This is a genomic window from Chitinibacter sp. S2-10 (assembly GCF_046530675.1).
Lineage (GTDB): Bacteria > Pseudomonadota > Gammaproteobacteria > Burkholderiales > Chitinibacteraceae > Chitinibacter.
Genome location: NZ_CP172558.1, coordinates 1,395,670 through 1,418,291 on the forward strand (window position 1 = coordinate 1,395,670; position 22,622 = coordinate 1,418,291).

Genomic DNA, 22,622 nt, shown 5'->3' on the forward strand with positions numbered 1-22,622 from the left:
AATATGAGGGTCAATTCGATCGGGCGTTGCCAAAACGCCAAATTGAACCCGCCTAAAGGTGTTTCAGCGCTTCGCGCTGCGATAGCGGCGAGAGTTGATGCTGCGCGACAAATTGCCGTACCACTTCGGGTGCAATGCGCGCGTATTGGCGCAGCGCCCAGCCTATGGCTTTGCGGATAAAGAAATCGGAATCTCCTGCGTTGGCAAGGCAGGCGTGAAATAGCCGTGCCTCGTCCGTCGCACTTTTTGCGCCGAGCTGGTACAAAATCGCCGTGCGGCGCAGCCACATATTATCAGCGCAAACCAGTTCGTCCATCCGTGTCATCAGGTCGGGTTCGCGTTGTACCAGCGGGCCGACGATTTTGCTCGCCAGTGTATCGACGCTATCCCACCAGCTGTGTGTCACGATCAGGCTTTCGAGTTGCGGCAGCTCGGCTGCAGTCAGTTTGCTGTGGCAGCAGGCGAGCAGGTCGATGGCGCAATAATGATATTCGCGCTCGGCCTGCTGGTAGAGTAGGTTGGCCAAGCCCATGATTTGCTCGGCGTTCAGATCTTTTTTAGCTTGAAGTTCAAGATGGCGAACCAGTTTGCGGCGGGATGGGGTGGGTATGCCGATGAAAGTAAAGTGATTCTTCATGTAGGCGGCCATACCGGCCGCCCGTATTGGGTCGCGCGCTGGGCTCAGTAGGGTTTGATAAGCGCTGAGCCAGCTTGCGAGCATGGATTTACAGCGTTTCTTTAATCGCGTTGGCTTGCTCCAGCGCGGCGTCGACGCTGTCGGCGAGGACATTGAAGTGCCCCATCTTGCGACCCGGGCGCGCCTGTTTTTTGCCGTACAGGTGCAACTTGGTATTCGGCGCGGTCATCAAGACTTCCCAGCGCGGCTCGGAACCGTTTTCACCCCAGACATCGCCGAGCAGATTGACCATCACGGCCGGCTTGAGCAGGTCAGGTTTGCCCGGATATAAGCCGCACATTGCGCGAACTTGCTGTTCGAACTGGCTGGTCAACGTCGCATCGAGCGTGTAATGACCAGAATTGTGCGGGCGTGGCGCCATTTCATTGATGACGAGTTCGCCGCCTTCGAGGACAAAAAACTCGACGGCCATCACGCCGACATAATCGAGTTTCTCAGCCAGCTGCATCGCCATGCTGCGGGCGCGCTCGGTGATGGCAGCAGAAACCCGCGCCGGAACAATCGATACGTCGAGAATGCCGTTGACGTGTTCGTTTTCGGCAACCGGAAAACTGACGACTTCATTGGCGCGTGTACGGGTGACGACAACCGATACTTCGGCGACGAGCGGCATCATTTTTTCCAGCACGCAGGGCTGGTGTTTCATTTCGGCGTGGGCAAAACGCGCCTCTTCGGCGGTTTTGACGCGAACCTGACCCTTGCCGTCGTAACCGAGGCGGGCCGTTTTCAGAATGCCGGGCAGGTAGGGCGACAAATCGCCGTCGAGACACGCTGCGGTTTTAACCGGCAGAAACGGCGCGGTGTCGAGGCCGGCATTGCGGATAAAGGTTTTTTCGGCGATGCGATCCTGTGCAATTGCGACGCAATCACCACTTGGCGAGACCGGAACGCCTTGCGCGGCGAGCCAGCGCATCGAGTCGGCGTTGACGTTTTCAAATTCGGTCGTGATCGCGGCGCAATGCTCGGCCATGTATTGCAGCGCTTCAGGGTCGGTAAATGACTGACACAAATGCTCATCGGCAAAATCGGCGGCTGGCGCATGCTGGTCAGGGTCGAGCACCGTGACGCGGTAACCCATATTCTTGGCTGCAGCAGCAAACATCCGGCCAAGCTGGCCGCCGCCCAGAATTCCCAGCATGGCGGGAGGCAAAATTACTTTGGTCGCATTATGGTTCATCATTCAGTTCCTTAAATTCCTGTCTTGCTTTAAATGCCTGATGCCGTGCAAAGCCCCATTGGCCAAAGCCGTATAGCCCGCCAGCAATGATTGCCATTGGGTTTGCAGCCAATACCCCGTCAATAATGGTGTAGTCACCGCTGTAATTCCAAAGCAGCGCCAGCAGCAGCGAGCAGGTCATTCCCCAAAACAAACAGCCCTTGACCAGTACAAAGTACCAGCAAGGGCGAATGTCCTGGTTGTGCGCGGAGGGGGTCATTCTACTGCCGGTAATTCCATCGCCAGCACGGTTTGCTTCTGTGTTTCGCGGAAGTCGTTCAGTTGTTTAGCCAACGCCGGGTTGCTGCCCGCTAGCATCGCGACGGCAAACAGACCGGCATTGGCCGCGCCCGCTTCACCAATCGCGAAAGTCGCGACCGGAATGCCTTTGGGCATTTGCACAATCGACAGCAGCGAATCTTCGCCGCGCAGATATTTGGAAGGAACCGGAACGCCCAGCACCGGCACCGTGGTTTTGGCTGCCAGCATGCCCGGCAAATGCGCTGCACCGCCTGCGCCAGCAATAATGCAGCTCAGACCGCGCGCTGCGGCTTCTTCGGCATATTGAAACAAAAGATCGGGCGTGCGGTGTGCGGAAACCACTTTGCATTCGAACTCGACGCCAAAGGCTTTGAGCTGTTTGGCCGCATGTTGCATGACATCCCAATCGCTGTTGCTACCCATTACTACGCCGACCTGAATCATCGCCGTCAACTCCAAATGCAAAAACCGACAATTTTACCGAAAAAACAAGCCAGTCCGATAGGTTTTTGGATAAAAGGTGTGTGCTAGCCGATATTGTTATAAATATTAGTATTGACTAATGTTTGTGGTGGTCGCATGATCAGAGCATATCGCAGGCGCAAGCTTGCGGTTGTTTATGTATGTCTCCATCCTATATCTATTGAGCGCCGCGATTAATTCGCGGCGTTTTTTTTGGGGCTTATTTGCCGATGCAAAAGCGGCTGAAGATAACCCCCAGCAAGTCGTCGCTAGTAAACTCGCCGGTAATCTCGTTTAAGCAATTTTGCGCCAGACGCAATTCTTCTGCCAAGATCTCAATTTGCAAATACGCCGCATCGGCGGTGTGTAAATGTTCGCGTGCGGCGCGGATGGCGGTGAGGTGGCGCTCGCGGGCGATGAAAACACCATCGTTCATACCTCCCCATCCTATTTGCTTGAGGAGCTTGCTACGCAATTCTTTCAGGCCTATACCCTGCTTGGCCGAGACATGGATTTCATCCTCAGCGACTTCGCCGGGTGCCTCGCCGGTTAAATCGATCTTGTTAAATACGCGCAGTACTTTCAGTGTGGTGGGCAATTTGGCGAGAATATTCTGGTCGTGTTCGGTAATGCCTTCACGGCTGTCGAGCAGTAGTAGCGCCAGATCGGCTTTGTCGACCGCCGCCCATGTGCGCTCGATGCCGATTTTTTCGACGGTATCGTCGGTATCACGCAGCCCGGCGGTATCGATCACATGCAGCGGCACGCCGTCGAGCTGGATCAGCTCGCGCACCGTGTCGCGCGTTGTACCCGCGATGTCGGTGACAATCGCGACGTCTTCACCGGCGAGTGCATTCATCAGGCTGGATTTACCGACGTTGGGTTGGCCGATCAGTACGACGTGCATGCCTTCGCGCAGCAATTTGCCTTGCGTGGCGGTGGCGAGCGTGGTTTCCAGTTGCGCGGCAATGCCAGCAAGTTTGCCGCGCGCGTCGGCGGCTTCGAGAAAGTCGATGTCTTCTTCGGGGAAGTCGAGTGTGGCTTCAACCAGCATGCGCAGGGTAATGAGCTCGTCGACCAGCGTGTGTACTTCGCGCGAAAAAGCGCCGTCGAGTGATTTGAGCGCCGATTTGGCGGCGGCTTCTGATTGTGCGTCGATAATGTCGGCGACGGCTTCGGCCTGCGCCAGATCGAGTTTGCCGTTTAAAAACGCGCGTTTGGTAAATTCGCCCGGTTGCGCGTGACGTGCGCCCAGCTCAATGCAGCGCTTGAGCAGCATATTCATCACCACCGGCCCGCCGTGACCTTGCAACTCAAGCACGTCTTCGCCGGTGAATGAGGCGGGATTCGGGAAAAACAGCGCAATGCCTTCATCGAGCGTGCTGCCATCTGCAGCTTTAAAGTGCGCGAAATGCGCAAAGCGCGGCTTCATTGCGGCCTGGTCGCGCCCGAGCAGGCCAGCAATCACCGGCGCAATATATTTGCCTGACACGCGAATCACGCCGACGCCGCCTCGACCGGGGGCGGTGGCAATGGCGGCGATGGTGTCGGTTACGTATAAGGTCATGATGAAAACGCGGTATCAGCAAACCGCCATGATACCGCGTCTACCGTTTTGCCGCTTAGTGCGACATGCCTTCCATGCCCGCCATCGGTGCATTCGACATCAGCAATGTTGGATCAAGCATGCCGAAAATCATCGCAATATGCGCTACGACGAGGAAGATCGCGACAAAGATTGCGTGCAGTTTCAGCTTGCGCTCATCGTCCCATGCTTTGCAGATCAGCCCCAGATCGAGCAATGCCATGCCGCCGAGCGGAATAATGCCGCTGAGATAAAAACCCACCGCAATCACATCGGCCGCACCCAGCCAGCCGCCGCTGGCGGTCAGCGGGATCACGGCGGTTTTCATCAGGTAGATAAACACGCCAGTGAAGTAAACGCCGCCGACGATGCTGGCGAAGCGATTGATTTGACGCAGCGTGCCGTCGAGTTTGCGCGAAAACAGAATAAATAATTCGGTAATCGCGACGGTTTCGGCGAGGATCACCGGAATCGCCATAAACAGCAGCAGATTCCACGGTTGATTGTCGGCCAATAGGCCCATGTAATGCGTCATATTCATGATTTTTCTCCGCAGGCGCGTATGCGCCCAGTGCGTTTAAACGGGATGTGTACAGGGTTTAGACGGCGGAGAGCTTGGGCGGGGGCGAGGGTGGCGTTTGTTCGATGCTGATAAAGTCAGGCTGGGGCAGGCCAGTACGATGCTGGCGATATTGCAGCGTAGTGGGTGCGCAGACTATCGGCGCTGGTAGCGCGCAATGACCAAGACAATCAAGCGCTTGCTGCGGGCTGGTGCTGTCGGGATGGTTTTGATCGACACAATGACTGGCGATGGTCGGCGTCGCGTGCTGGCTGACGGCCGCAAAGCTCAGGCTGCTGCCAAAGAGCACCAGCAGTGCGAGCAGCAAGATGCGGATAGAACGCCAGCCGAGTTTGAACATGATGCCATCGTTGTCGATGAGATGGATTTGATTGTGAAAGCAAAACGCGCACAAGATATTGCGCCAGATCAGGCTTTGCAGTGTGGTGGGATTGCTTGATAGGCGGTGAAGGGGTATTGCCCATTGGGGCAGGCTGGATAAAGGCTAGCTTTATATACCTGCAGGGGTAATAAAAAAGCCACCTCGAGATGAGGTGGCTTTGTAGATTGCGCCTAGCGATTAGCTGTTCTTGGCGGCTACAGCTTGTTTTTCAACCTGCTTGGTAATCACGTACTGCTGGGCGATCGACAGGATGTTGTTCACGACCCAGTACAGCACTAAACCTGCGGGGAAGAAGAAGAAGAACACCGAGAAGGCAATCGGCATCCACTTCATCATTTTGGCCTGCATCGGATCAGGTGGCGGTGGTGACAGTGACGATTGCACGTACATTGATACGGCCATGATCAGCGGCAGGATGTAGAACGGGTCTGGAATCGCCAGGTCGTGAATCCAGAATTCCCACGGTGCCTGACGCAGCTCTACGGCGGCCAAGAGCATCCAGTAGAAAGCGATAAAGACCGGAATCTGCACCAGCATCGGCAGACAGCCGCCAAGCGGGTTGACCTTTTCGGTCTTGTACATTTCCATCACTGCTTGCTGGAATTTCATGCGGTCGTCGCCATGACGCTGCTTCAGCGCTTCCATGCGTGGCGCAAGCTGGCGCATTTTTGCCATTGAGCGGTAGCTTGCACTGGCCAACGGGAAGAACGCGGCTTTGATCAGCAAAGTCACCAGAATGATCGACCAGCCCCAGTTGCCGACGAAACCGTGGATAAACTGCAGTACGGCAAACAGCGGTTTACTGAAAATGGTGAACATGCCGTAGTCTTTAACCAGATCAAAGTCTTTGGCTGTGTCTTTTAGGCGCTTAGTTTCCTGCGGACCAACGTACAGACCGACTGATTTTTCCGCTTTTTGTCCCGCAGCAATCGTCGGAATGTCTACGGTGGCGCTGACTGCAAACATATTGTCCGGCAGTGTTTTCATCTCATAACGGCAAGCGTTTGGCGAGCAAACTGCGGCACCGTCTTTTGGTGAGAAAATCCAGCCCGAAGCAAAGTAGTGCTGCACCATTGCAATCCAGCCGTCTTTCGCGCTTGGGACGTATTTGGCTTCTCCTTTGGTGATTTTTTCAAAGTCCACTTTCTGGAACTTGCCTTCGTCGGTGTAAACCGCTGGGCCCGTGAAAGTGTGCGTGCCAAACATGCCCGGATTTTCTACTTTGCCGTCACGGATCAGGCGGTAGTAGGCGCTGGCCGTCACTGGCGCAGTACTGGCGTTGACGATTTCATACTTCACATCGACGACATACTGATCGCGTTTGAAGGTGTAGATTTTGGCAATTTTAACGCCGCTGGCAGTGACGCTTTCCAGGCGTACGGCCACTTCATTTTGGCCATCAGCCAGGCTGTAGCTGCTTTGCGCGCTGGTGAAAATGTCTTTGTGCGTTGGCAGGCCATCACCGAGCAAGCCGGTTTGCGCCACATAAATGTGCTCGCCTTCATCTTGCAGCAGGGTGAATGGTTTTTTCGGATCTTTCGTATCGCCGTGCTTGAGCAATTTCACTTCACGCAGGTCGGCACCATTGGTGTCGATCACGGCTTGCAGCAAGTCGGTCGTCACGCTGATGCGCTGACCCTTGGCCAGGCGGCCTGCTTCGGGTGCGCTGGCTGTGCTTGCTACGGCGCTAGCTTCAGACGCGTTGGCAACGACGCTGGATGCGGTCGCAGGCTGCTTGATCTGCGGGTAGCGCTGCTCCATATACTGCTGCCAGAAATACAAAATGCCGAACGACAGCGCAATAAATACAATGAGTCTCTTGGTATCCATTTTATACGGATGAGCTCCCAACTCAGATTTAGTAAGGTTAAGGTACCGGATCATACCCGCAGTCACCCCAGGGGTGACAGCGGCACAATCGGCGAACAGTCAGATAGCTGCCTTTGGCGGCGCCGTATTTTTGAACTGCTTCAATGCTGTACTGCGAGCAAGTCGGCGTAAAACGGCAGCGCGGCCCCAAAAGCGGGCTGATCATAAGCTGATATAGTTTCACAAATGCGATGATAAGGCGCGACACGAGCGGATTTTCTTAAACAAAGTTAATAAAGCGGCTCGGGCTGCTGCGCCTTCCTGGCGGGTAAACGCCTTGCGCGAACGTACCACAATATCCAGCCCTGCCAGTTGAGTGGCATTCAGGCGGAAAGTTTCACGGATCGTACGCTTGATATAATTGCGGCCAACGGCGCGCTTGTCGGTTTTTTTGCCAACGACCAATCCGAGGCGTGCTTCGGCGGTTTGATTGGGTTTTCCCAAAATCTGGAAATAATCATTACCGACGGAAGCGCGCAAACTAAAAACGGATGAAAAATCATCCGTTTTTAGTAAACGCGCAGACCGTTTAAAGCCATAACGCGTAAAGCGGTAGCGGGTGTCGCTACACATGCCGTGGTCTGCTGGCTTAAGCAAGGCTTAGGCAGACAGTACTTTACGGCCTTTGGCGCGGCGTGCGTTCAGAACGCGACGGCCACCGACAGTGCTCATGCGAACGCGAAAGCCGTGAGTACGCTTGCGTTTGATTACAGAAGGTTGGAAAGTACGCTTCATGATGAATCCTAGATTTGTAAAAGGTGCAGTAAACACGCGATTTAATCAGTGAACCGAGTGCCTTGTCAAGCCAAAATGTTTTGTACATGCGGGGGTTTGGCTGTGGATAAGTTGAGAGCAAATCGGTACAATCAAGCGCTTCCCATTACCAACCGTGAATCTGTCGCCTGCCGCGCAAGCTGGTCATTGCAAAATATGATCGATGCCGTGGTGATGGACTGTCCCTCATGCAAACACAAGTTTCGACCGAAGCGCTTTGGCCGCACTGCCTTAATGAGCTCCAGCAAAATCTGGCGGCCAGCCAGTTCAATATCTGGATCAAGCCGCTGGCCAACAGTGTTCAGGTGATCGACGGTGCGCTGGTGATTGCGGTGCCGAATCAGATTTTCCTGCAATTCATTCGTGACCGTTATTTGGGCATGATTGAAATGGCGGCAGCCAAGGTGTGTGGCGGTGTTCCGCCGCATATTGAACTCAAGGTCGGCGTTGCTGCGCAGGCAGCTCCGGTGACCAAGGCGGTCGCTGTGGATAATAGCGATTTGGCTCAGCCGGCAGCTGCGCCTGCACCGGCTCCCAAGCCGGCCAAACGCTTTGATGTGGCGGGATCAAATCATGAGTTGTCGCGACTGAACCCGGGGCACACCTTTGATACGCTGGTCACGGGTAAAGCCAATCAGGTCGCGCGTGCTGCCGCGATGCAGGTCGCCGAAAATCCGGGGGTCAGCTACAACCCGCTATTTGTTTATGGCGGCGTGGGCTTGGGTAAAACGCATTTGACACAGGCGATTGGCAATTTTGTGCATCAGCACAATCCGCAAGCCAAAATCCGCTATATCCATGCCGAAAAGTATGTTCAGGACGTCGTCAAGGCGTATCAGCACAAGTCATTTGACGACTTTAAAAAATACTATCACTCGCTCGACGTGCTGCTGGTCGATGATATTCAGTTCTTTGTCGGGAAAGATCGCACGCAGGAAGAATTTTTTTATCTGTTTAATGCGCTGCTTGAGAGCGGCAAGCAGATCATTCTGACTAGCGACAAAATCCCGCGCGAAATCGAAGGTTTGCAGGAACGTCTGACCAGCCGTTTTTCCTGGGGTTTGATCGTGCCGATTGAACCACCGGAAACCGAAATGCGCGTCGCGATTTTGCTGAAAAAAGCCGAAGCCGAGCATTTCAAGCTCGACGCCAATGTCGCCTTTTTTATGGCCAAAAATATCCGCTCGAATGTGCGCGAACTCGAAGGCGCTTTGAAGCGCGTGATGGCGTATTCGCGCTTTACCAATCAAGCGATTACGGTCGATTCGGCCAAAGAAGCGCTGCGCGATATTCTGGCTTCGGGTAATCGCCAGGTATCGGTCGAAAATATTCAAAAAACTGTCGCAGACTTCTACAAAATCAAAGTCGCCGATATGCACAGCAAAAAGCGAACGCGCGATATTGCGCGGCCACGGCAAATGGCGATGGCGCTGACCAAAGAATTGACGCAAATGAGCCTGCCTGCGATTGGCGACGCGTTTGGCGGGCGAGATCATACGACGGTGCTGCATGCCTGCCGGACGATTCAGGATTTCCGTCAGAGCGATCAGGAAATGGCGCATCAATACAGTGTATTGCTGCAGATGTTGCGTTCCTGATTGATTGCTCCGCTTGGGCTTGCCCGAATCTGAATAATCGGGTGATTTCAGGTAGAATTGGGCTTCTTTTTATTTCATGATTTTGACTGGGTGAGGGAAAATGCAACTGCTGCAAGCTGAACGCGATTCGCTCTTAAAACCGCTGGCTACCGTAACCGGTATCGTTGAGCGCAGACATACTTTGCCGATTCTCTCTAATGTACTGATCAAGAAAGAGGGCGAGCAACTGGTCTTTACCGGTACCGACCTCGAAATCCAGATCAGCAGCCAGCAGGCGGAAGGTTTTTCCGGCGGTGATTTTGCGATTACCGTTGCGGCGAAAAAACTATCCGATATTTTGCGTGCGATTCCTGATAAAACTGTCGTGTCGTTCGAAGAGGCCGATGGCCGTTTGACGATCAAGGCCGGTAAAAGCCGCTTTGCGCTGCAAACCTTGCCCGCCAATGATTTCCCGCAACTGGCCGTCGATACCAATTTGCGCGCAACGGTACGGATTCCACAAGGCCAGTTGAAAGCGCTCTTGAGCCGTGTGCAATTTGCGATGGCGCATCAGGATATCCGTTACTATCTGAACGGCATGTTCATGGTCACTGAGGGCAATTTGCTCAAACTCGTTGCGACCGACGGCCACCGTTTGGGTTTTGCCTCGACCGAGCTGGCGAGCTCGTTTGAGAAAAACGAAGTGATCTTGCCGCGCAAAACCATTCTTGAATTGTACAAATTGCTGGGCGATGTTGACGACGAAGTGACCATCGACATCGCGACCAATCAGGTCAAATTCAGCTTTGGCAATATCGTGATTCACAGCAAAGTCGTTGATGGCAAATTCCCTGATTACAACCGCGTGATTCCGCAAAACAATACCCGTTTGCTCAGCGTAGACCGTCAGGCGCTGTTGTCGTCGATGCAACGCGCGGCAATTTTGTCGAACGAAAAATTCCGTGGCGTGCGTCTGGTGCTGACTGACAATACCCTCAAAATTCTGTGTAATAACAATGAGCAGGAAGAAGCACAGGAAGAGCTTGAGGTGGTATATGCCCACGAGCCACTGGATGTGGGGTTTAACATCCAATACCTGCTGGATGTATTGACCAATATCTCGGTTGAAACGCTGCATTGCTATTTTGGCGATGTCAATTCCAGTGTGCTGGTAACGATCCCCGATAACGAACATTTCAAATACATCGTAATGCCAATGCGTATCTAGGTGTGAGGTGTTGGAAGAGAGGCGTGAGGAATAAGCGCTCACCCCTCTCTGCACCTAACCCCTCACTCCTCACACCTGACATACAAGAGTCCTATGAGCGAAAATAATCTTCCCGAAGTGAATCAGCCTGAATATGGCGCCGACAGTATCCGTATCCTGAAAGGTCTGGAAGCCGTACGCAAACGCCCTGGTATGTATATCGGCGACACGGGGGATGGCACTGGTTTGCACCATATGGTGTTCGAGGTGCTCGATAACGCGATTGACGAAGCGCTGGCCGGGCATTGCGACACGATCAAAGTCATTATTCATGCCGATAACTCGATTTCGGTCGAAGACAATGGCCGTGGTATCCCTACGGCGATCAAGGAAGACGACGAATTCAAGCGCTCTGCCGCTGAGATCGTGATGACCGAGCTGCACGCCGGCGGCAAGTTTGACCAGAACAGCTACAAAGTATCCGGCGGTTTGCATGGGGTGGGGGTATCGGTTGTCAACGCGCTATCAGACTGGCTTCGCCTGACTATACGTAGGGACGGTAAAGTTCACTCGATGGAATTCCGTCAGGGTGAAGCGGTATCGCCATTGAAAGTGATCGGCGAAACCGACCGCCGTGGTACCGAGGTGCATTTCTTCGCTTCGGTCGAGACTTTTGGCCTGATCGAATTCCATTTCGAAATCCTCGCCAAGCGGATTCGCGAATTGTCATTCCTGAATAATGGCGTGAATATTCAATTAATCGACCGCCGCCACGGCAAGGAAGAAAACTTCAATTACACCGGCGGTGTGCGTGGTTTCGTTGAGTACGTGAACCGCAACAAAACCGTACTGCACCCGCATATTTTCTACGCCATCGGCGAAAAAGACGGCATGACCGTTGAAGTGTCGATGCAGTGGAATGACTCGTACCAAGAATCGGTGCAGTGCTTTACCAATAATATTCCGCAGCGCGACGGCGGCACCCACATGACGGCGCTGCGCCAGGTAATGACGCGTACGCTCAATCAATATATCGACAGCCACGACTTTGCCAAGAAAGCCAAAGTAGAAACCGGCGGCGACGATATGCGCGAAGGCCTGACTTGCGTATTGTCGGTGAAATTGCCTGATCCGAAATTCAGCAGTCAAACCAAAGATAAATTGGTGTCGGGTGAAATTGCTCCCGTGGTGAATGAAGTGGTGAGCCAGGCGCTGGCCGACTTCCTGCTGGAAAATCCGACTGACGCCAAAATCATTTGCGGCAAGATTGTCGACGCAGCGCGTGCGCGTGAAGCGGCGCGCAAAGCGCGTGAAATCACCCGTCGCAAAGGCGTGCTCGACGGCCTCGGTCTGCCCGGCAAATTGGCCGATTGCCAGGAAAAAAATCCCGAATTATCCGAGCTGTATCTGGTCGAGGGTGATTCCGCCGGCGGTTCGGCCAAGCAAGGCCGTGATCGCAAATTCCAGGCCATCTTGCCATTGAAAGGTAAGATTTTGAACGTCGAGCGCGCGCGCTTTGACCGTATGCTGGCCAGCCAGGAAGTCGGTACGCTGATTACCGCGCTGGGCTGCGGCATTGGTAAAGACGATTTCAATATCGAAAAACTGCGCTACCACCGCATCATTATCATGACCGACGCGGACGTGGACGGCTCGCACATTCGTACGCTGCTGCTGACCTTCTTCTACCGCCAATTGCCCGAGCTGGTAGAGCGCGGCTATATCTATATCGCCCAGCCGCCACTATTTAAAGTGAAGCAAGGCAAGCGTGAAACCTATCTGAAAGACGAGCAGGAGCTGAAACAATACCTGCTGCGCGCCGCGATGGATGGCTCCGAGCTGCTACCAAATGGTGCTGATCAAGACGGCATCTCTGGCGAAGCGCTGGAAACGCTGGCGAAGCAGTATTTCGTCACCGAAGCAGTGATCGAGCGCGAAAGCCGCTTTATCGACCCGATGATCCTGAACGCCATGCTCACCATGCAGCCGCTCAGCCTGGAAAGCGAAGCCGCCGCGCAAGATTCGGCCAACCGCCTGGCCGATGCCGTGAAGCACCCGGCCTTTACCTTTGTGGTCGAGCCGGTAGAAGCGGGCTACCAGATTCGCATTGCCCGCCACCTGCACGGCGTGACCACGATGCAATACATAGACAACGATTTCATCCTGTCGGGCGACTACGCGCAAATCAAACGCATGGCCGAAATGCTGCTGGGCCTGATCGGCGACAAAGCCATCATCCGCCGTGGCGACCATACTCAGCCGGTGCGCAACTTCAAAGAAGCCCTTGACTGGCTACTGGCCGAAGTCCGCCGCAATATGAGCATCCAACGCTATAAAGGTCTGGGCGAGATGAACCCGGAGCAGCTATGGGAAACGACGATGGACGTCACCGTGCGCCGCCTGCTTAAAGTGAACATCGGTGATGCCATCGCCGCTGACGAAGTCTTCACGACACTGATGGGCGATCAAGTTGAACCTCGTCGCCATTTCATCGAACAAAACGCGCTGGTTGCGCGTAACCTCGACGTTTAAGCTTTTTGTAGGATCCCATTAACTTCTGGATATTTCCCACTTTTCTAGATTTTTGGGATTTCAGTTTGAAGCTAAAAAAGCCCCGGAAGGGGCTTTTTTATTGGATTTTGTCGCTATTTGTACAAAGAAAATTGCCGTAGGATTTGCGATGATCCCAGTTGGGGTTGATCCTCAATCCGGCCAAGGCGGTTCAAATCACCTTAGTTGATGCCCGAAATTATTGATTACAACAAGGCGAGAAAAAGTATGGGAGAGAGGATTATTTACGAGAATGGAACTGAGCAACCAGACGAATCCCATTTTCGTCTAGATTGACCTTGATTTGGGTAGGCTCGGATCTAAATCAAAATGGGATCCTACAGTCGGGATTAATGAATATCATGCCGGGCTTAAAATGCCGAAACATGGCTGAGCGAAGCCGATCAAGCCATGTATCTGGCTAAGCGGGCATCGGGCGGTGCCAGCCGCTTCGCGGTCTATGCTTAATACGGTATGGTGGTATGTTGTTTTATGCATTGCCTGTATTGGTCTACGTAGATATACCAACTATAAATTCCAGCCTAGTCGACGGTATCAACTTTAAAGCGACTGACAATTTGTGCCATACTGGCGGCCTGTTCGGCTAAGGCGGTCGAAGAGGCTGCGGCTTGTTCAACCAGCGCAGAATTTTGCTGGGTGACATCATCCATCTGTGTGATGGCCTGGCTGACCTGCAAAATGCCTGCGCTTTGTTCGGCACTTGCAGCGCTGATTTCGGCAATAATCGACGTCACATTGGTGATGCTTTTAACGATGTCTTCCATCGATTGCCCTGCATGGTTCACTTGCTCGGTGCCTTTTTCGATTTTGGAAACGCTTTCGGTAATCAGCCCTTTGATTTCTTTTGCCGCATTGGCGCTACGCTGTGCCAGATTGCGCACTTCGGCGGCGACCACCGCAAATCCGCGTCCTTGCTCGCCCGCTCTGGCGGCTTCAACTGCCGCATTGAGCGCCAAGATGTTGGTTTGAAAAGCAATGCCGTCAATCACGCTGATAATGTCGTAAATCATTTTTGACGACGAGCTGATTTGCGCCATTGTATCCACTGAGGCCTTGACCACGTCGCCGCCTTTGCTGGCGATCTCGGAGGCCACCACGGCCAGCTGATTGGCCTGACGCGCATTATCTGCGTTTTGCTTCACGGTCGAGGTTAGCTCTTCCATGCTGCTGGCGGTTTCCTCCAGGCTGGCGGCTTGTGATTCAGTGCGCTTGCTCAAATCCTGATTGCCCGAGGCGATTTCTGCTGAGGCGGTCGTTACCGCAGCGCTGCTGTTTTTTAGCAAGCTGATGATGCTGGCCATGTTGTGCACCAGTTCATTCACCCCCCGGCATAGTTCTTCTGTCGAGCCTGATTTATTCTGGAGCGGAATCCGTCGCGTCAAATCGCCTTCCGTGGCGGCGGATACCAGCTCCTGCGTTTCTTTCACCGCCAGCACGACGGCCTGGTTGGCCTCGATTTGCGCGGTAATGTCGCTGGCATATTTAACGACTTTGTACGGTTTGCCATTCAGATCCAGAATCGGGTTGTAGGAGGCTTGAATCCAGATTTCACGATTTCCTTTGGCGATTCGCTTGTATTGTCCGGCATCGTATTCGCCGCGCCCCAGTTTCTCCCAGAACTGGTGATATGCCTGGCTGTTGCTCTCAGCTGGATCGACAAACATCCGGTGGTGTTGACCACGGATTTCTTCGAGTGAATACCCAATCACTTGCAGGAAATTCGGATTGGCCTGGATGACCGTCCCATCCAGATTAAATTCGATCACGCCCATGGATTGGCTAATGGCGGCCAGTTGCCCTTCAAAATCGGCCGAGCGTAGTTTTTGTTCGGTAATTTCGGTTGCGTATTTCACGACTTTGCATGGGCGTCCGCTGGCATCGAGAATCGGGTTGTACGAAGCCTGAATCCAGATTTCTTTGCCGCCTTTGCCGATGCGTTTGTATTGCCCGGCATCATATTCGCCGTGCCCCAATCGCTCCCAAAATTGACGGTATTCGGGGGTATTGCATTCTGCCTGCGGCATGAACATCCGGTGATGTTGCCCGCGGATTTCGTCGAGCGTATAGCCGATGACCTGCAAAAAATTGGCGTTAGCGGTGATGACCGTGCCGTCCAGATTAAATTCGATGACGCCCATGACTTTGCCAATGGCGCCGAGTTGCCCTGCAAAATCGGCATTGCGCATGACTTGCTGGCTGATATCGGTGGCGTATTTCACGACTTTGAACGGCTTGCCATTGATGTCCATGATCGGATTGTAAGAGGCCTGAATCCAGACTTCACGTCCGTCTTTGGCTATCCGTTTGTACTGACCCGCATCGTATTGACCTCGTGCCAGCCGATCCCAGAACTGGGCGTATTCGATGCTATTGGCATAGTCCGGATCAACAAACAGCCGATGATGACGGCCTTGTATCTCGTCAAGCGAATAGCCGACTACGGCCAGAAAATTGGCATTGGCATTCAGGATCGTGCCGTCCAGATTAAATTCGATGACCCCCATCGCTTTACCAATTGCCTCAACCTGCCCGCGTAAATCCTGTATCAGCGCTTGTTCTTGGGATTTTGCCGCTGTCGTTTTATCCAGTAAGGCTGATTTGCTGTGCTGACCAAACAAAAAATCAAAAATACTCATTGTTTTGTCTCCGGCGATGTGCGGGTCATGATTTACATTTTGATGACACATCGCTTGGTGTATTCAAAGCAATGTGCAGCGAAATTCAGTATGGTTTATCACTATCGGATTTTCTGTTTTTTCGGAATGGCCGTATGATCGTACGAAGCATTCTGGCAAAGACTTTGGATTGCAATCTCAAGCAGTTAATACAAGGAAAACAAATATGCTCTGGCCTGAAGCCATCTCGTTGATCCGGCGCTGCCGATCGCTGGCGCTGGCGAGTAATTCGGCGCAGATGGCGGGCTATCCGCATGTGTCGTGGTTGCCTATGATCGCCGACGAAGCGGGGCGGCCTTTGCTGATCATGAGCCGTTTGGCCGAGCACACGCAAAATGTGCTGAATGACAGCAAGGTCAGCGTACTGTTGCACGACGATGAAATGGGGCTGAGCAAGGCAAGGCTGACGATTTTGGGTGATTTGCAGCCAGCCACTGTGGATGCGCTGCTTGAAAGCCGTTTGGCGCGTTACAATCCCGAGTTGGCCAGTTATCTGGCGATGGGTGATTTTGCCGTCTGGCGCTTGTGGCCTCTGCGGGCGAGGTATATCGCGGGATTTGGGCGCATGGGGTGGGTCGAGGGCGAGATGTGGGATTCGGCGCCGAGCCTGACGCTGGCCGAAGAGGCCGAGTTACTGGCGCAATTTTCCGAGCCAATGACTGGCGGGCGGCCTGATGGTGAAATGGTTGGCATAGATTTAGCGGGTTACGATCTTCGTGTCGCCGACAGGTTGATCCGACATGATTTTCCCCGGATCTGTCACAATGTGGCTGAAGTTACGCAGGCGCTGCAAGGTTTGCAAAATAGTTGAAACAGTTTATCTCAGGGGATTTTAATCGCATGAGCACCCGGGTTTTGTTTGTCGAAGATGATGCCGATCTGGCCGAGTTGATTGGTGGCTTTTTGCGCTCGTTCGAGTTTTCGGTTGATGTCTTGAGTGATGGTCTGAACGTCATCGAGAGTGTGAAAACCAATCCGCCCGAGCTGATTCTGCTCGACATTATGCTGCCGGGCAAAGACGGGCTGACGCTATGCCGCGAGCTGCGCGAGTTTTATACCGGCCCGATCATTCTGCTGACCTCGCTCAATAGTGATATGAACCAGATTCTGGGCTTTGAAATTGGCGCGACCGACTATGTGGTGAAAACGACGCCACCGTCGGTGCTTTTGGCGCGGATTCGCGCGCATTTGCGCCATGTCGGACAAAAAGGTGCGGATCTGTTGGCGAGCGCACCAGCCAAAGATCAGTCGGTACTCAATTTTGGCAAACTGCAAATCGACGCGCGCAATCGCAGCTCGAAATATCGCGGCCAGCCTATGGGTTTGTCGACCAGCGATTTTGATTTGCTATGGGAGCTGGCCAGCCACGCGGGCGAAATCCTGAGTCGTGATCATTTGCTCAAAAAACTGCGCGGCATCGAATACGATGGCCTTGATCGCAGCATGGACGTCGCCATCTCGCGTCTGCGTAAAAAGCTCGACGACGACCCGCTCGATCCGCTGAAAATCAAAACCATCCGCAACAAGGGGTATCTGTTCGCAGCCGATATTTGGTGGCAGGAAGAGTGATATACGCGGCGGGGTATATTGATTTTTTGCCATTGCAGTTCTCGGCAAAACCGAGCCCTAGAGCTAATGCTGTTGATTGCCGCCTCATGTTCTATTCCCACTCCCCCCGCCCTCTCCTTGAGAGGGAGCCTCGTTTCGCGAGTTGATGTGGTTTGAATGGATCGCAGTGCAATGATTGAAATGAGTCCATGATGCGCCAAGTTTTCATCCGTTTTTATCTCACTGTCGTGCTGTGTTTTCTCGCTTCATCTTTGCTGATTGGCGGTTTTTACAAGCAGATGATCGAGCGCACCAATCAGCGCTATCTGAGCGATATGTTTCTGTCGACCGTGTCGCTGATCGAAAAAGAGCTGGGTGATTTACCGCAATCGATGTGGCATGACGAAGCGTCGCGGCTGCGCGGCAAGTTGCCGGTTCCGGTGGCGATTGAAGCGCTCGATGCTTATGTGTTGTCTGATGAAAATCAGGCCTCACTACAGCGCGGCGACATTATTTTGCTCAAAGATCGTGGCCTGTATTTGCACCGGATTCACAAAACACAGCAGGTTGTCGTGCTGGGGCCGATTCCGTTTCTGGAGTCGCTCGACGGTATTTCATGGATGGATATTGTTGCGCTGGTGCTGATGTGTCTGGCGCTGGGGATTCCGACCTGGTTGTGGCTACGGCCTTTCTGGCGCGATCTGATCCAGATTATCCGCCAGAGTCGTCGCTTGGGCTCGGGCGATTTTACTGTTCGTGTTGACGTTGACGATAGCTCGCCGCTGGCCGCGCTGGGGTCGAATTTTAACCGCATGGCGCACGATGTCGAGGAGCTGACTGCTTCGCGCCGTGCAATGATAGACGCGGTTTCGCATGACCTGCGAACGCCTTTGGCGCGTTTGCGCTATCGACTCGAAGCGATCAAAGCCGGAGCGAATAGCGCTTCGCAAGTCGAAGGCATAGAGCGCGATCTGGGGCAAATCGACCAGTTAATCGATGAATGGTTAACGATGTCTAGCCTCGATAGCCCGCAATTGCGGATGGAAGTTCAGCCGCTCGAAATCGTGCCGTGGATTGATCGGATGCTCAAAGAATATGCGCAGGAAGATGCAATGCCCGGTTTTGACAATTTCTCTGGCGAGACGAGCCCGGTGCTTGATGTTGATAGTTATTATTTCGGCCGGGCCGTGAGTAATGTTTTATCCAATGCACGGCGCTATGGCGGCAAGCAGATTCACCTGACGCTGCTCTGGCAGGATGGTACGGCGACGCTGCATATCGATGATAACGGTGAAGGTATTCCCATCGAAGATCGTGCACGATTACTGCAGCCGTTCACCCGGCTTGAAGGTAGCCGCAATAAAGCCACTGGCGGTTTTGGCCTGGGGCTGGCGATTGTTGCGATGATTATGCGCGGACACAGCGGTGCAGTCGGCATTCATGATGCGCCTGGCGGCGGCGCCCGGATCAGCCTGACCTGGCCAACGCCAATGCGTTCGGCGGATAGCTTGTAAGTTTATGTAGTAAGAAGTAATAAAACTACGTACTTTCGGTTACACATCATCACTAAGGCTGCATCGCACCAATTGAAACCAAGTCGCATAATTCGCCCCGTTAGAGCATTCGTGTTGAATGCCGTGAAAAGAATTTGATATTTGGAGTTTCAAGATGAACAAGATTGCTGCTGGCGTTATCGCTACTGTATTTGCTGCTGCTTCAGTTTTCGCTGTTGCCGCTCCTGCTAAAAAAGCTTCTGCTGCTTCTGTAGCATCTAAAGCTTCTGCAGCTCAAAAAGCACAAGCTAAAAAAGCATCTGCTGCTTCTGTAGCGTCTAAAGCTTCTGCAGCTCAAAAAGCACAAGCCAAAAAAGCATCTGCTGCTTCTGTAGCATCTAAAGCTTCTGCAGCTCAAAAAGCACAAGCCAAAAAAGCCTCTGCTGCTTCTGTAGCGTCTAAAGCTTCTGCAGCTCAAAAAGCTCAAGCCAAAAAAGCATCTGCAGCTTCTGTAGCATCTAAAGCTTCTGCTGCTCAAAAAGCACAAGCTAAAAAAGCATCTGCTGCTTCTGTAGCATCTAAAGCTTCTGCAGCTCAAAAAGCTCAAGCTAAAAAAGCATCTGCAGCTTCTGTAGCGTCTAAAGCTTCTGCAGCTCAAAAAGCTCAAGCTAAAAAAGCATCTGCTGCTTCGGTAGCATCTAAAGCTTCTGCTGCTTCTAAAGTAGCGGCTAAGTAATTTAGCGTTACAGCACTGGCGTTAAGAAAAAGGACGGCTTGCCGTCCTTTTTTTATTGTGGAATGAAAAAATGAAACAACTGCGGCCTTTGTGGGTTTTGCTGATCTTGGTCTCGATGTCTGCGTGGGCTCTTGATACGGAGCACATAGAAAAAGAGCGCCTGGCCTTATTTTTTGCTCATGATGATCGCGTCAATATCCCCGCGCCGTATGCCGCGCCCTATAACGCGATTGGACGTTTGGAAGTCAAATCGGGCGGTACGTGTACCGCAACCTTGATTGCGCCCGATCTGGCGGTGACCGCCGCGCATTGCTTTTTGATGATTCCGCGCAAGATCGACGCCGGACGCTGGTTTATGGCGGGATTTCACGATGGAAAATATCAGGCTCGCTATCAGGTGATTTCGCAGACATTTCACCCGAAGTTTCGTAAAGGTTTGAGTTATAAGGGCGACGATGTGTATATCGACCCGGCGGTTGCGCCCTACGATATTGCGCTGCTCAAGTTGAAGCTCAAAGACGGTGTTGCACCGCAGCCGATGTCTGTGTTTAAGGGAAATCGCCAGCAATTGATGCAAACCATTTTGCGTCAAAAGCAGCAAATCAATCAGGCGGGCTTTGCCGAAGATCACGATACGATTTTATCGGCTCATCTAGGTTGCCAACTGACGCAATTGCGCAGCAATGGCACAATTTTCCATCGTTGTGACACTTTATCCGGAGATTCGGGTTCACCGATCTGGATTGATTTACGGACAGCTTCGATGAGCGGCCCGACGCTGATCGCCGTGCAAAGCTCGGCGCCGGATTGGTTTAACCGCCAGCAGGCCGATAATGTCGGTGTCACTGTGCTCAATCTCCCCACTAAACCCGTAAAGTAGAAGTTACAATACGGGAATTCGAGAATAAAACTCACGGGAAGCAAGACCATGGATATCCAAGCCCCTGCCAATATTCAAAAATATATGCAAAATGTGGGCCGCCAGGCGCGTGCTGCCAGCCGTGCGATGGCCAAGGCCAGCACCGGCGCTAAGAACGCCGCACTGAACGCGATTGCCGATGCAATTGTGCGCGATGCCGCCAAGCTGCTCGCCGCCAATAGCCGCGATATGGAGCAGGCGCGTGCCGATGGTCTGGAGCCTGCGCTGCTCGACCGTCTGCAACTCACTGACAAAACCATCGCGACGATGGCGCAAGGCCTGCGCGAAATGGTCGCGCTGCCCGATCCAATCGGCAATATGGGCGATTTCAAATACCGCCCCAGCGGGATTCAGGTCGGCAAAATGCGCGTCCCACTGGGCGTGATCGGCATTATTTATGAAGCGCGCCCGAATGTGACCGCTGATGCCGCAGGCCTGTGCATTAAATCGGGCAACGCCACGATCTTGCGCGGTGGCCGCGAAGCATTCCATTGCAATCAGGCGATTGCGGCGTGCGTGAAAGAAGGTTTGGCAACGGCGGGTTTGCCGGAGACTGCGGTGCAAATTATCGAAACGCCAGACCGCGCAGCAGTGGGCGAGCTGATTACGATGAGCGAGTTTGTCGACGTGATCGTGCCACGCGGCGGCAAGGGCCTGATTGAGCGTATCAGCCGCGACGCGCGCGTGCCGGTGATCAAGCATCTGGACGGTATTTGCCATGTCTATATCGACGACGAAGCCGATCCAGCCAAAGCGATTCGCATTGCGGATAATGCCAAAACGCATCGCTACGCACCATGCAATACGATGGAAACGCTGCTGGTGAACGAAAACGTTGCTGAGCTGATTTTGCCGGAAATTGCTGCGATTTATCGCGAAAAAGGCGTTGAAATGCGCGGCTGTGCTGCAACACAAGCAATTCTGAAAGACGCGATTGCTGCGACCGAAGAAGACTGGCGCACTGAATACCTCGCGCCGATTATTTCGATTCGCGTTGTCGCCGACATCGATCAGGCGATGGATCACATCAATACTTATGGCAGTCATCACACCGACGCGATTGTCACCGAAAACTACACCAAGGCGCGCCAGTTCCTGCGCGAAGTCGATTCGGCTTCCGTGATGGTGAATGCCTCAACGCGCTTTGCCGATGGTTTTGAATATGGTCTGGGCGCCGAGATCGGCATCTCGACCGACAAGATCCACGCGCGTGGCCCTGTGGGGCTGGAAGGATTAACCAGCGAAAAATGGATTGTGCTGGGTGATGGCGAGGTGCGCGTGTAATGAGCGTTCCTGCCGAACTTCTCGCCTTGCGCGAGCAAATTGATGCACTCGATCAGCAGCTGTTTAGCGTGCTGGCCGAGCGTTTTAAAGTTACCGCGCAAGTGGGGCAACTGAAAAAACAGCAGCAATTGCCTGCACAAGACGCAGCCCGTGAAGCGCAGCAATTGGAAAAAACCGCCACGCTAGCCGCGCAAACCGGGCTAGACCCCGACTTTGCCCAGCGCTTGCAACGATTGATTCTGGACGAGGTCGTGGCGCAGCATAAGCGGTGCTGAATATGACTAATTGCCCTGAAATGCCAGTTTGGTTTGGATGTGTTTTTGAGGTTCTTACTAAAATTACACCAGTAATTATTGCTGCTTTAGTCGCTTATATTGCTTGGCAGCAATGGCAGACAGCTCAGTCGAAGTTTCGCCTTGATTTATACAACCGTCGTTTTGTTGTATATGAGAATACGCTCAAGCTTTTCCAAGCTCTGTATGATGGTGAGCCTTGCTACCAATCTGGAAGGTATCAAGAAATTCATCGTGCTTTTATTCAGTCAAAGCTGGAGTCTCGATTTTTATTTAAAAACGACTCGGGTATTTTTGAATTGCTGGATGAGTTGGATGAACAGTCGTTTAAGGTCACTGCGATATATCAAACGCCTGTAAATAGTAATGAACGGGAGTTAATGGCTAACAGACATGATTCAGAGTGGAATGTAAAAATGCGTGTAAAAATCGACCTGCTCGAAAAAAAATTGGAACCATATTTGAGCTTTCATGTACTTTGATTTTTCAATAG

23 protein-coding genes are annotated in these 22,622 nt (G+C 53.0%); 12 read left to right on the plus strand and 11 right to left on the minus strand.

Translation table 11 applies throughout. The annotated features are described in order from the left end of the window. Positions 1-52: 52 nt before the first annotated feature. The 6 genes from ACG2XO_RS06680 to ACG2XO_RS06705 form a co-directional block, all read right to left on the minus strand. Positions 53-790 carry a DNA alkylation repair protein gene (locus tag ACG2XO_RS06680; protein ID WP_410500035.1) on the minus strand — a complete coding sequence of 246 codons (738 nt, stop codon included), beginning with the start codon at positions 788-790 and terminating at the stop codon, positions 53-55. Next, positions 726-1,877 (minus strand): 5-(carboxyamino)imidazole ribonucleotide synthase, encoded by a 1,152-nt coding sequence (locus ACG2XO_RS06685; protein ID WP_410500036.1) that lies wholly within the window; start codon positions 1,875-1,877, stop codon positions 726-728. Before ACG2XO_RS06685 ends, ACG2XO_RS06680 begins: the two co-directional genes overlap by 65 nt. Continuing rightward, positions 1,864-2,133, minus strand: coding sequence for a hypothetical protein (locus ACG2XO_RS06690; protein WP_410500037.1), 270 nt, complete (start codon positions 2,131-2,133; stop codon positions 1,864-1,866). Before ACG2XO_RS06690 ends, ACG2XO_RS06685 begins: the two co-directional genes overlap by 14 nt. Further along, a complete protein-coding gene (purE, locus tag ACG2XO_RS06695; RefSeq protein ID WP_410500038.1) occupies positions 2,130-2,618 on the minus strand; it encodes a 5-(carboxyamino)imidazole ribonucleotide mutase in 489 nt (162 codons plus the stop codon). Before purE ends, ACG2XO_RS06690 begins: the two co-directional genes overlap by 4 nt. A 238-nt stretch (positions 2,619-2,856) precedes the next feature. Next, a complete protein-coding gene (gene mnmE, locus ACG2XO_RS06700) occupies positions 2,857-4,203 on the minus strand; it encodes a tRNA uridine-5-carboxymethylaminomethyl(34) synthesis GTPase MnmE (RefSeq protein WP_410500039.1) in 1,347 nt (448 codons plus the stop codon). Between the two features lie 55 nt (positions 4,204-4,258). Then, a complete protein-coding gene (locus tag ACG2XO_RS06705) occupies positions 4,259-4,762 on the minus strand; it encodes a DUF6803 family protein (protein ID WP_410500040.1) in 504 nt (167 codons plus the stop codon). Positions 4,763-4,958: 196 nt separating this feature from the next. On the opposite strand from ACG2XO_RS06705, the gene ACG2XO_RS06710 reads away from it, so the two are divergent. Continuing rightward, positions 4,959-5,240 carry a hypothetical protein gene (locus tag ACG2XO_RS06710; protein ID WP_410500041.1) on the plus strand — a complete coding sequence of 94 codons (282 nt, stop codon included), beginning with the start codon at positions 4,959-4,961 and terminating at the stop codon, positions 5,238-5,240. 120 nt (positions 5,241-5,360) lie between these two features. Here ACG2XO_RS06710 and yidC read toward each other — a convergent pair whose 3' ends face one another. From yidC to rpmH, 4 genes are read right to left on the minus strand one after another with little or no spacing between them, the layout of a single operon-like run. Beyond that, positions 5,361-7,013, minus strand: a complete 1,653-nt coding sequence (gene yidC / locus ACG2XO_RS06715; RefSeq protein WP_410500042.1) for a membrane protein insertase YidC — start codon at positions 7,011-7,013, stop codon at positions 5,361-5,363. A gap of 37 nt (positions 7,014-7,050) precedes the next feature. Then, positions 7,051-7,218, minus strand: a complete 168-nt coding sequence (yidD, locus tag ACG2XO_RS06720) for a membrane protein insertion efficiency factor YidD (protein WP_410500043.1) — start codon at positions 7,216-7,218, stop codon at positions 7,051-7,053. Between the two features lie 14 nt (positions 7,219-7,232). Next, positions 7,233-7,625, minus strand: coding sequence for a ribonuclease P protein component (gene rnpA, locus ACG2XO_RS06725; RefSeq protein WP_410500044.1), 393 nt, complete (start codon positions 7,623-7,625; stop codon positions 7,233-7,235). A 27-nt stretch (positions 7,626-7,652) separates the two neighbouring features. After that, on the minus strand, positions 7,653-7,787 hold the full coding sequence (gene rpmH / locus ACG2XO_RS06730) for a 50S ribosomal protein L34 (protein WP_081986631.1): 135 nt from the start codon (positions 7,785-7,787) through the stop codon (positions 7,653-7,655). 227 nt (positions 7,788-8,014) lie between these two features. On the opposite strand from rpmH, the gene dnaA reads away from it, so the two are divergent. From dnaA to gyrB, 3 genes are all read left to right on the plus strand, one after another. Then, positions 8,015-9,424 (plus strand): chromosomal replication initiator protein DnaA, encoded by a 1,410-nt coding sequence (gene dnaA / locus ACG2XO_RS06735; RefSeq protein WP_410500045.1) that lies wholly within the window; start codon positions 8,015-8,017, stop codon positions 9,422-9,424. 100 nt (positions 9,425-9,524) lie between these two features. After that, positions 9,525-10,631: a DNA polymerase III subunit beta gene (gene dnaN / locus ACG2XO_RS06740; protein WP_410500046.1), complete on the plus strand. Its 1,107-nt coding sequence runs from the start codon at positions 9,525-9,527 to the stop codon at positions 10,629-10,631. Positions 10,632-10,724: 93 nt separating this feature from the next. After that, positions 10,725-13,142 (plus strand): DNA topoisomerase (ATP-hydrolyzing) subunit B, encoded by a 2,418-nt coding sequence (gyrB, locus tag ACG2XO_RS06745; RefSeq protein WP_410500047.1) that lies wholly within the window; start codon positions 10,725-10,727, stop codon positions 13,140-13,142. A 560-nt stretch (positions 13,143-13,702) separates the two neighbouring features. Here gyrB and ACG2XO_RS06750 read toward each other — a convergent pair. Next, positions 13,703-15,817: a methyl-accepting chemotaxis protein gene (locus ACG2XO_RS06750; RefSeq protein WP_410500048.1), complete on the minus strand. Its 2,115-nt coding sequence runs from the start codon at positions 15,815-15,817 to the stop codon at positions 13,703-13,705. Positions 15,818-16,022: 205 nt separating this feature from the next. On the opposite strand from ACG2XO_RS06750, the gene ACG2XO_RS06755 reads away from it, so the two are divergent. The 8 genes from ACG2XO_RS06755 (at position 16,023) to ACG2XO_RS06790 (ending at position 22,611) form a co-directional block, all read left to right on the plus strand. Beyond that, positions 16,023-16,667 carry a HugZ family protein gene (locus ACG2XO_RS06755; protein ID WP_410500049.1) on the plus strand — a complete coding sequence of 215 codons (645 nt, stop codon included), beginning with the start codon at positions 16,023-16,025 and terminating at the stop codon, positions 16,665-16,667. 29 nt (positions 16,668-16,696) lie between these two features. Further along, positions 16,697-17,425: a two-component system response regulator RstA gene (rstA, locus tag ACG2XO_RS06760; RefSeq protein ID WP_410500050.1), complete on the plus strand. Its 729-nt coding sequence runs from the start codon at positions 16,697-16,699 to the stop codon at positions 17,423-17,425. Positions 17,426-17,613: 188 nt separating this feature from the next. Continuing rightward, positions 17,614-18,918, plus strand: coding sequence for an ATP-binding protein (locus tag ACG2XO_RS06765; protein WP_410500051.1), 1,305 nt, complete (start codon positions 17,614-17,616; stop codon positions 18,916-18,918). Positions 18,919-19,072: 154 nt separating this feature from the next. Further along, complete coding sequence (locus ACG2XO_RS06770) at positions 19,073-19,633, plus strand: hypothetical protein (protein ID WP_410500052.1); 561 nt, start codon at positions 19,073-19,075, stop codon at positions 19,631-19,633. Positions 19,634-19,703: 70 nt separating this feature from the next. Further along, a complete protein-coding gene (locus ACG2XO_RS06775; protein WP_410500053.1) occupies positions 19,704-20,513 on the plus strand; it encodes a trypsin-like serine peptidase in 810 nt (269 codons plus the stop codon). Positions 20,514-20,561: 48 nt separating this feature from the next. Next, positions 20,562-21,836 (plus strand): glutamate-5-semialdehyde dehydrogenase, encoded by a 1,275-nt coding sequence (locus ACG2XO_RS06780; RefSeq protein ID WP_410500054.1) that lies wholly within the window; start codon positions 20,562-20,564, stop codon positions 21,834-21,836. Then, positions 21,836-22,111 (plus strand): chorismate mutase, encoded by a 276-nt coding sequence (locus ACG2XO_RS06785; RefSeq protein WP_410500055.1) that lies wholly within the window; start codon positions 21,836-21,838, stop codon positions 22,109-22,111. The genes ACG2XO_RS06780 and ACG2XO_RS06785 overlap by 1 nt, the downstream gene beginning before the upstream one ends. A 2-nt stretch (positions 22,112-22,113) precedes the next feature. Then, entirely contained in the window at positions 22,114-22,611 is a 498-nt protein-coding gene (locus tag ACG2XO_RS06790) for a hypothetical protein (RefSeq protein ID WP_410500056.1), read from the plus strand. Positions 22,612-22,622: the final 11 nt, after the last annotated feature.

What these genes read in the sequence shown, in the direction of transcription:
- ACG2XO_RS06780 (WP_410500054.1), top strand. Translation starts at nt 20,562, where the DNA reads ATGGATATCCAAGCCCCTGCCAATATTCAAAAATATATGCAAAATGTG.
- rstA (WP_410500050.1), top strand. Translation starts at nt 16,697, where the DNA reads ATGAGCACCCGGGTTTTGTTTGTCGAAGATGATGCCGATCTGGCCGAG.
- ACG2XO_RS06690 (WP_410500037.1), bottom strand. Translation starts at nt 2,133, where the DNA reads ATGACCCCCTCCGCGCACAACCAGGACATTCGCCCTTGCTGGTACTTT.
- ACG2XO_RS06775 (WP_410500053.1), top strand. Translation starts at nt 19,704, where the DNA reads ATGAAACAACTGCGGCCTTTGTGGGTTTTGCTGATCTTGGTCTCGATG.
- mnmE (WP_410500039.1), bottom strand. Translation starts at nt 4,203, where the DNA reads ATGACCTTATACGTAACCGACACCATCGCCGCCATTGCCACCGCCCCC.
- purE (WP_410500038.1), bottom strand. Translation starts at nt 2,618, where the DNA reads ATGATTCAGGTCGGCGTAGTAATGGGTAGCAACAGCGATTGGGATGTC.
- rnpA (WP_410500044.1), bottom strand. Translation starts at nt 7,625, where the DNA reads ATGTGTAGCGACACCCGCTACCGCTTTACGCGTTATGGCTTTAAACGG.
- ACG2XO_RS06770 (WP_410500052.1), top strand. Translation starts at nt 19,073, where the DNA reads ATGAACAAGATTGCTGCTGGCGTTATCGCTACTGTATTTGCTGCTGCT.
- ACG2XO_RS06790 (WP_410500056.1), top strand. Translation starts at nt 22,114, where the DNA reads ATGACTAATTGCCCTGAAATGCCAGTTTGGTTTGGATGTGTTTTTGAG.
- ACG2XO_RS06680 (WP_410500035.1), bottom strand. Translation starts at nt 790, where the DNA reads ATGTCCTCGCCGACAGCGTCGACGCCGCGCTGGAGCAAGCCAACGCGA.
- ACG2XO_RS06765 (WP_410500051.1), top strand. Translation starts at nt 17,614, where the DNA reads ATGATGCGCCAAGTTTTCATCCGTTTTTATCTCACTGTCGTGCTGTGT.
- ACG2XO_RS06750 (WP_410500048.1), bottom strand. Translation starts at nt 15,817, where the DNA reads ATGAGTATTTTTGATTTTTTGTTTGGTCAGCACAGCAAATCAGCCTTA.
- ACG2XO_RS06685 (WP_410500036.1), bottom strand. Translation starts at nt 1,877, where the DNA reads ATGATGAACCATAATGCGACCAAAGTAATTTTGCCTCCCGCCATGCTG.
- gyrB (WP_410500047.1), top strand. Translation starts at nt 10,725, where the DNA reads ATGAGCGAAAATAATCTTCCCGAAGTGAATCAGCCTGAATATGGCGCC.
- rpmH (WP_081986631.1), bottom strand. Translation starts at nt 7,787, where the DNA reads ATGAAGCGTACTTTCCAACCTTCTGTAATCAAACGCAAGCGTACTCAC.
- ACG2XO_RS06710 (WP_410500041.1), top strand. Translation starts at nt 4,959, where the DNA reads ATGACCAAGACAATCAAGCGCTTGCTGCGGGCTGGTGCTGTCGGGATG.
- yidD (WP_410500043.1), bottom strand. Translation starts at nt 7,218, where the DNA reads ATGATCAGCCCGCTTTTGGGGCCGCGCTGCCGTTTTACGCCGACTTGC.
- dnaA (WP_410500045.1), top strand. Translation starts at nt 8,015, where the DNA reads ATGCAAACACAAGTTTCGACCGAAGCGCTTTGGCCGCACTGCCTTAAT.
- ACG2XO_RS06705 (WP_410500040.1), bottom strand. Translation starts at nt 4,762, where the DNA reads ATGAATATGACGCATTACATGGGCCTATTGGCCGACAATCAACCGTGG.
- ACG2XO_RS06755 (WP_410500049.1), top strand. Translation starts at nt 16,023, where the DNA reads ATGCTCTGGCCTGAAGCCATCTCGTTGATCCGGCGCTGCCGATCGCTG.
- ACG2XO_RS06785 (WP_410500055.1), top strand. Translation starts at nt 21,836, where the DNA reads ATGAGCGTTCCTGCCGAACTTCTCGCCTTGCGCGAGCAAATTGATGCA.
- yidC (WP_410500042.1), bottom strand. Translation starts at nt 7,013, where the DNA reads ATGGATACCAAGAGACTCATTGTATTTATTGCGCTGTCGTTCGGCATT.
- dnaN (WP_410500046.1), top strand. Translation starts at nt 9,525, where the DNA reads ATGCAACTGCTGCAAGCTGAACGCGATTCGCTCTTAAAACCGCTGGCT.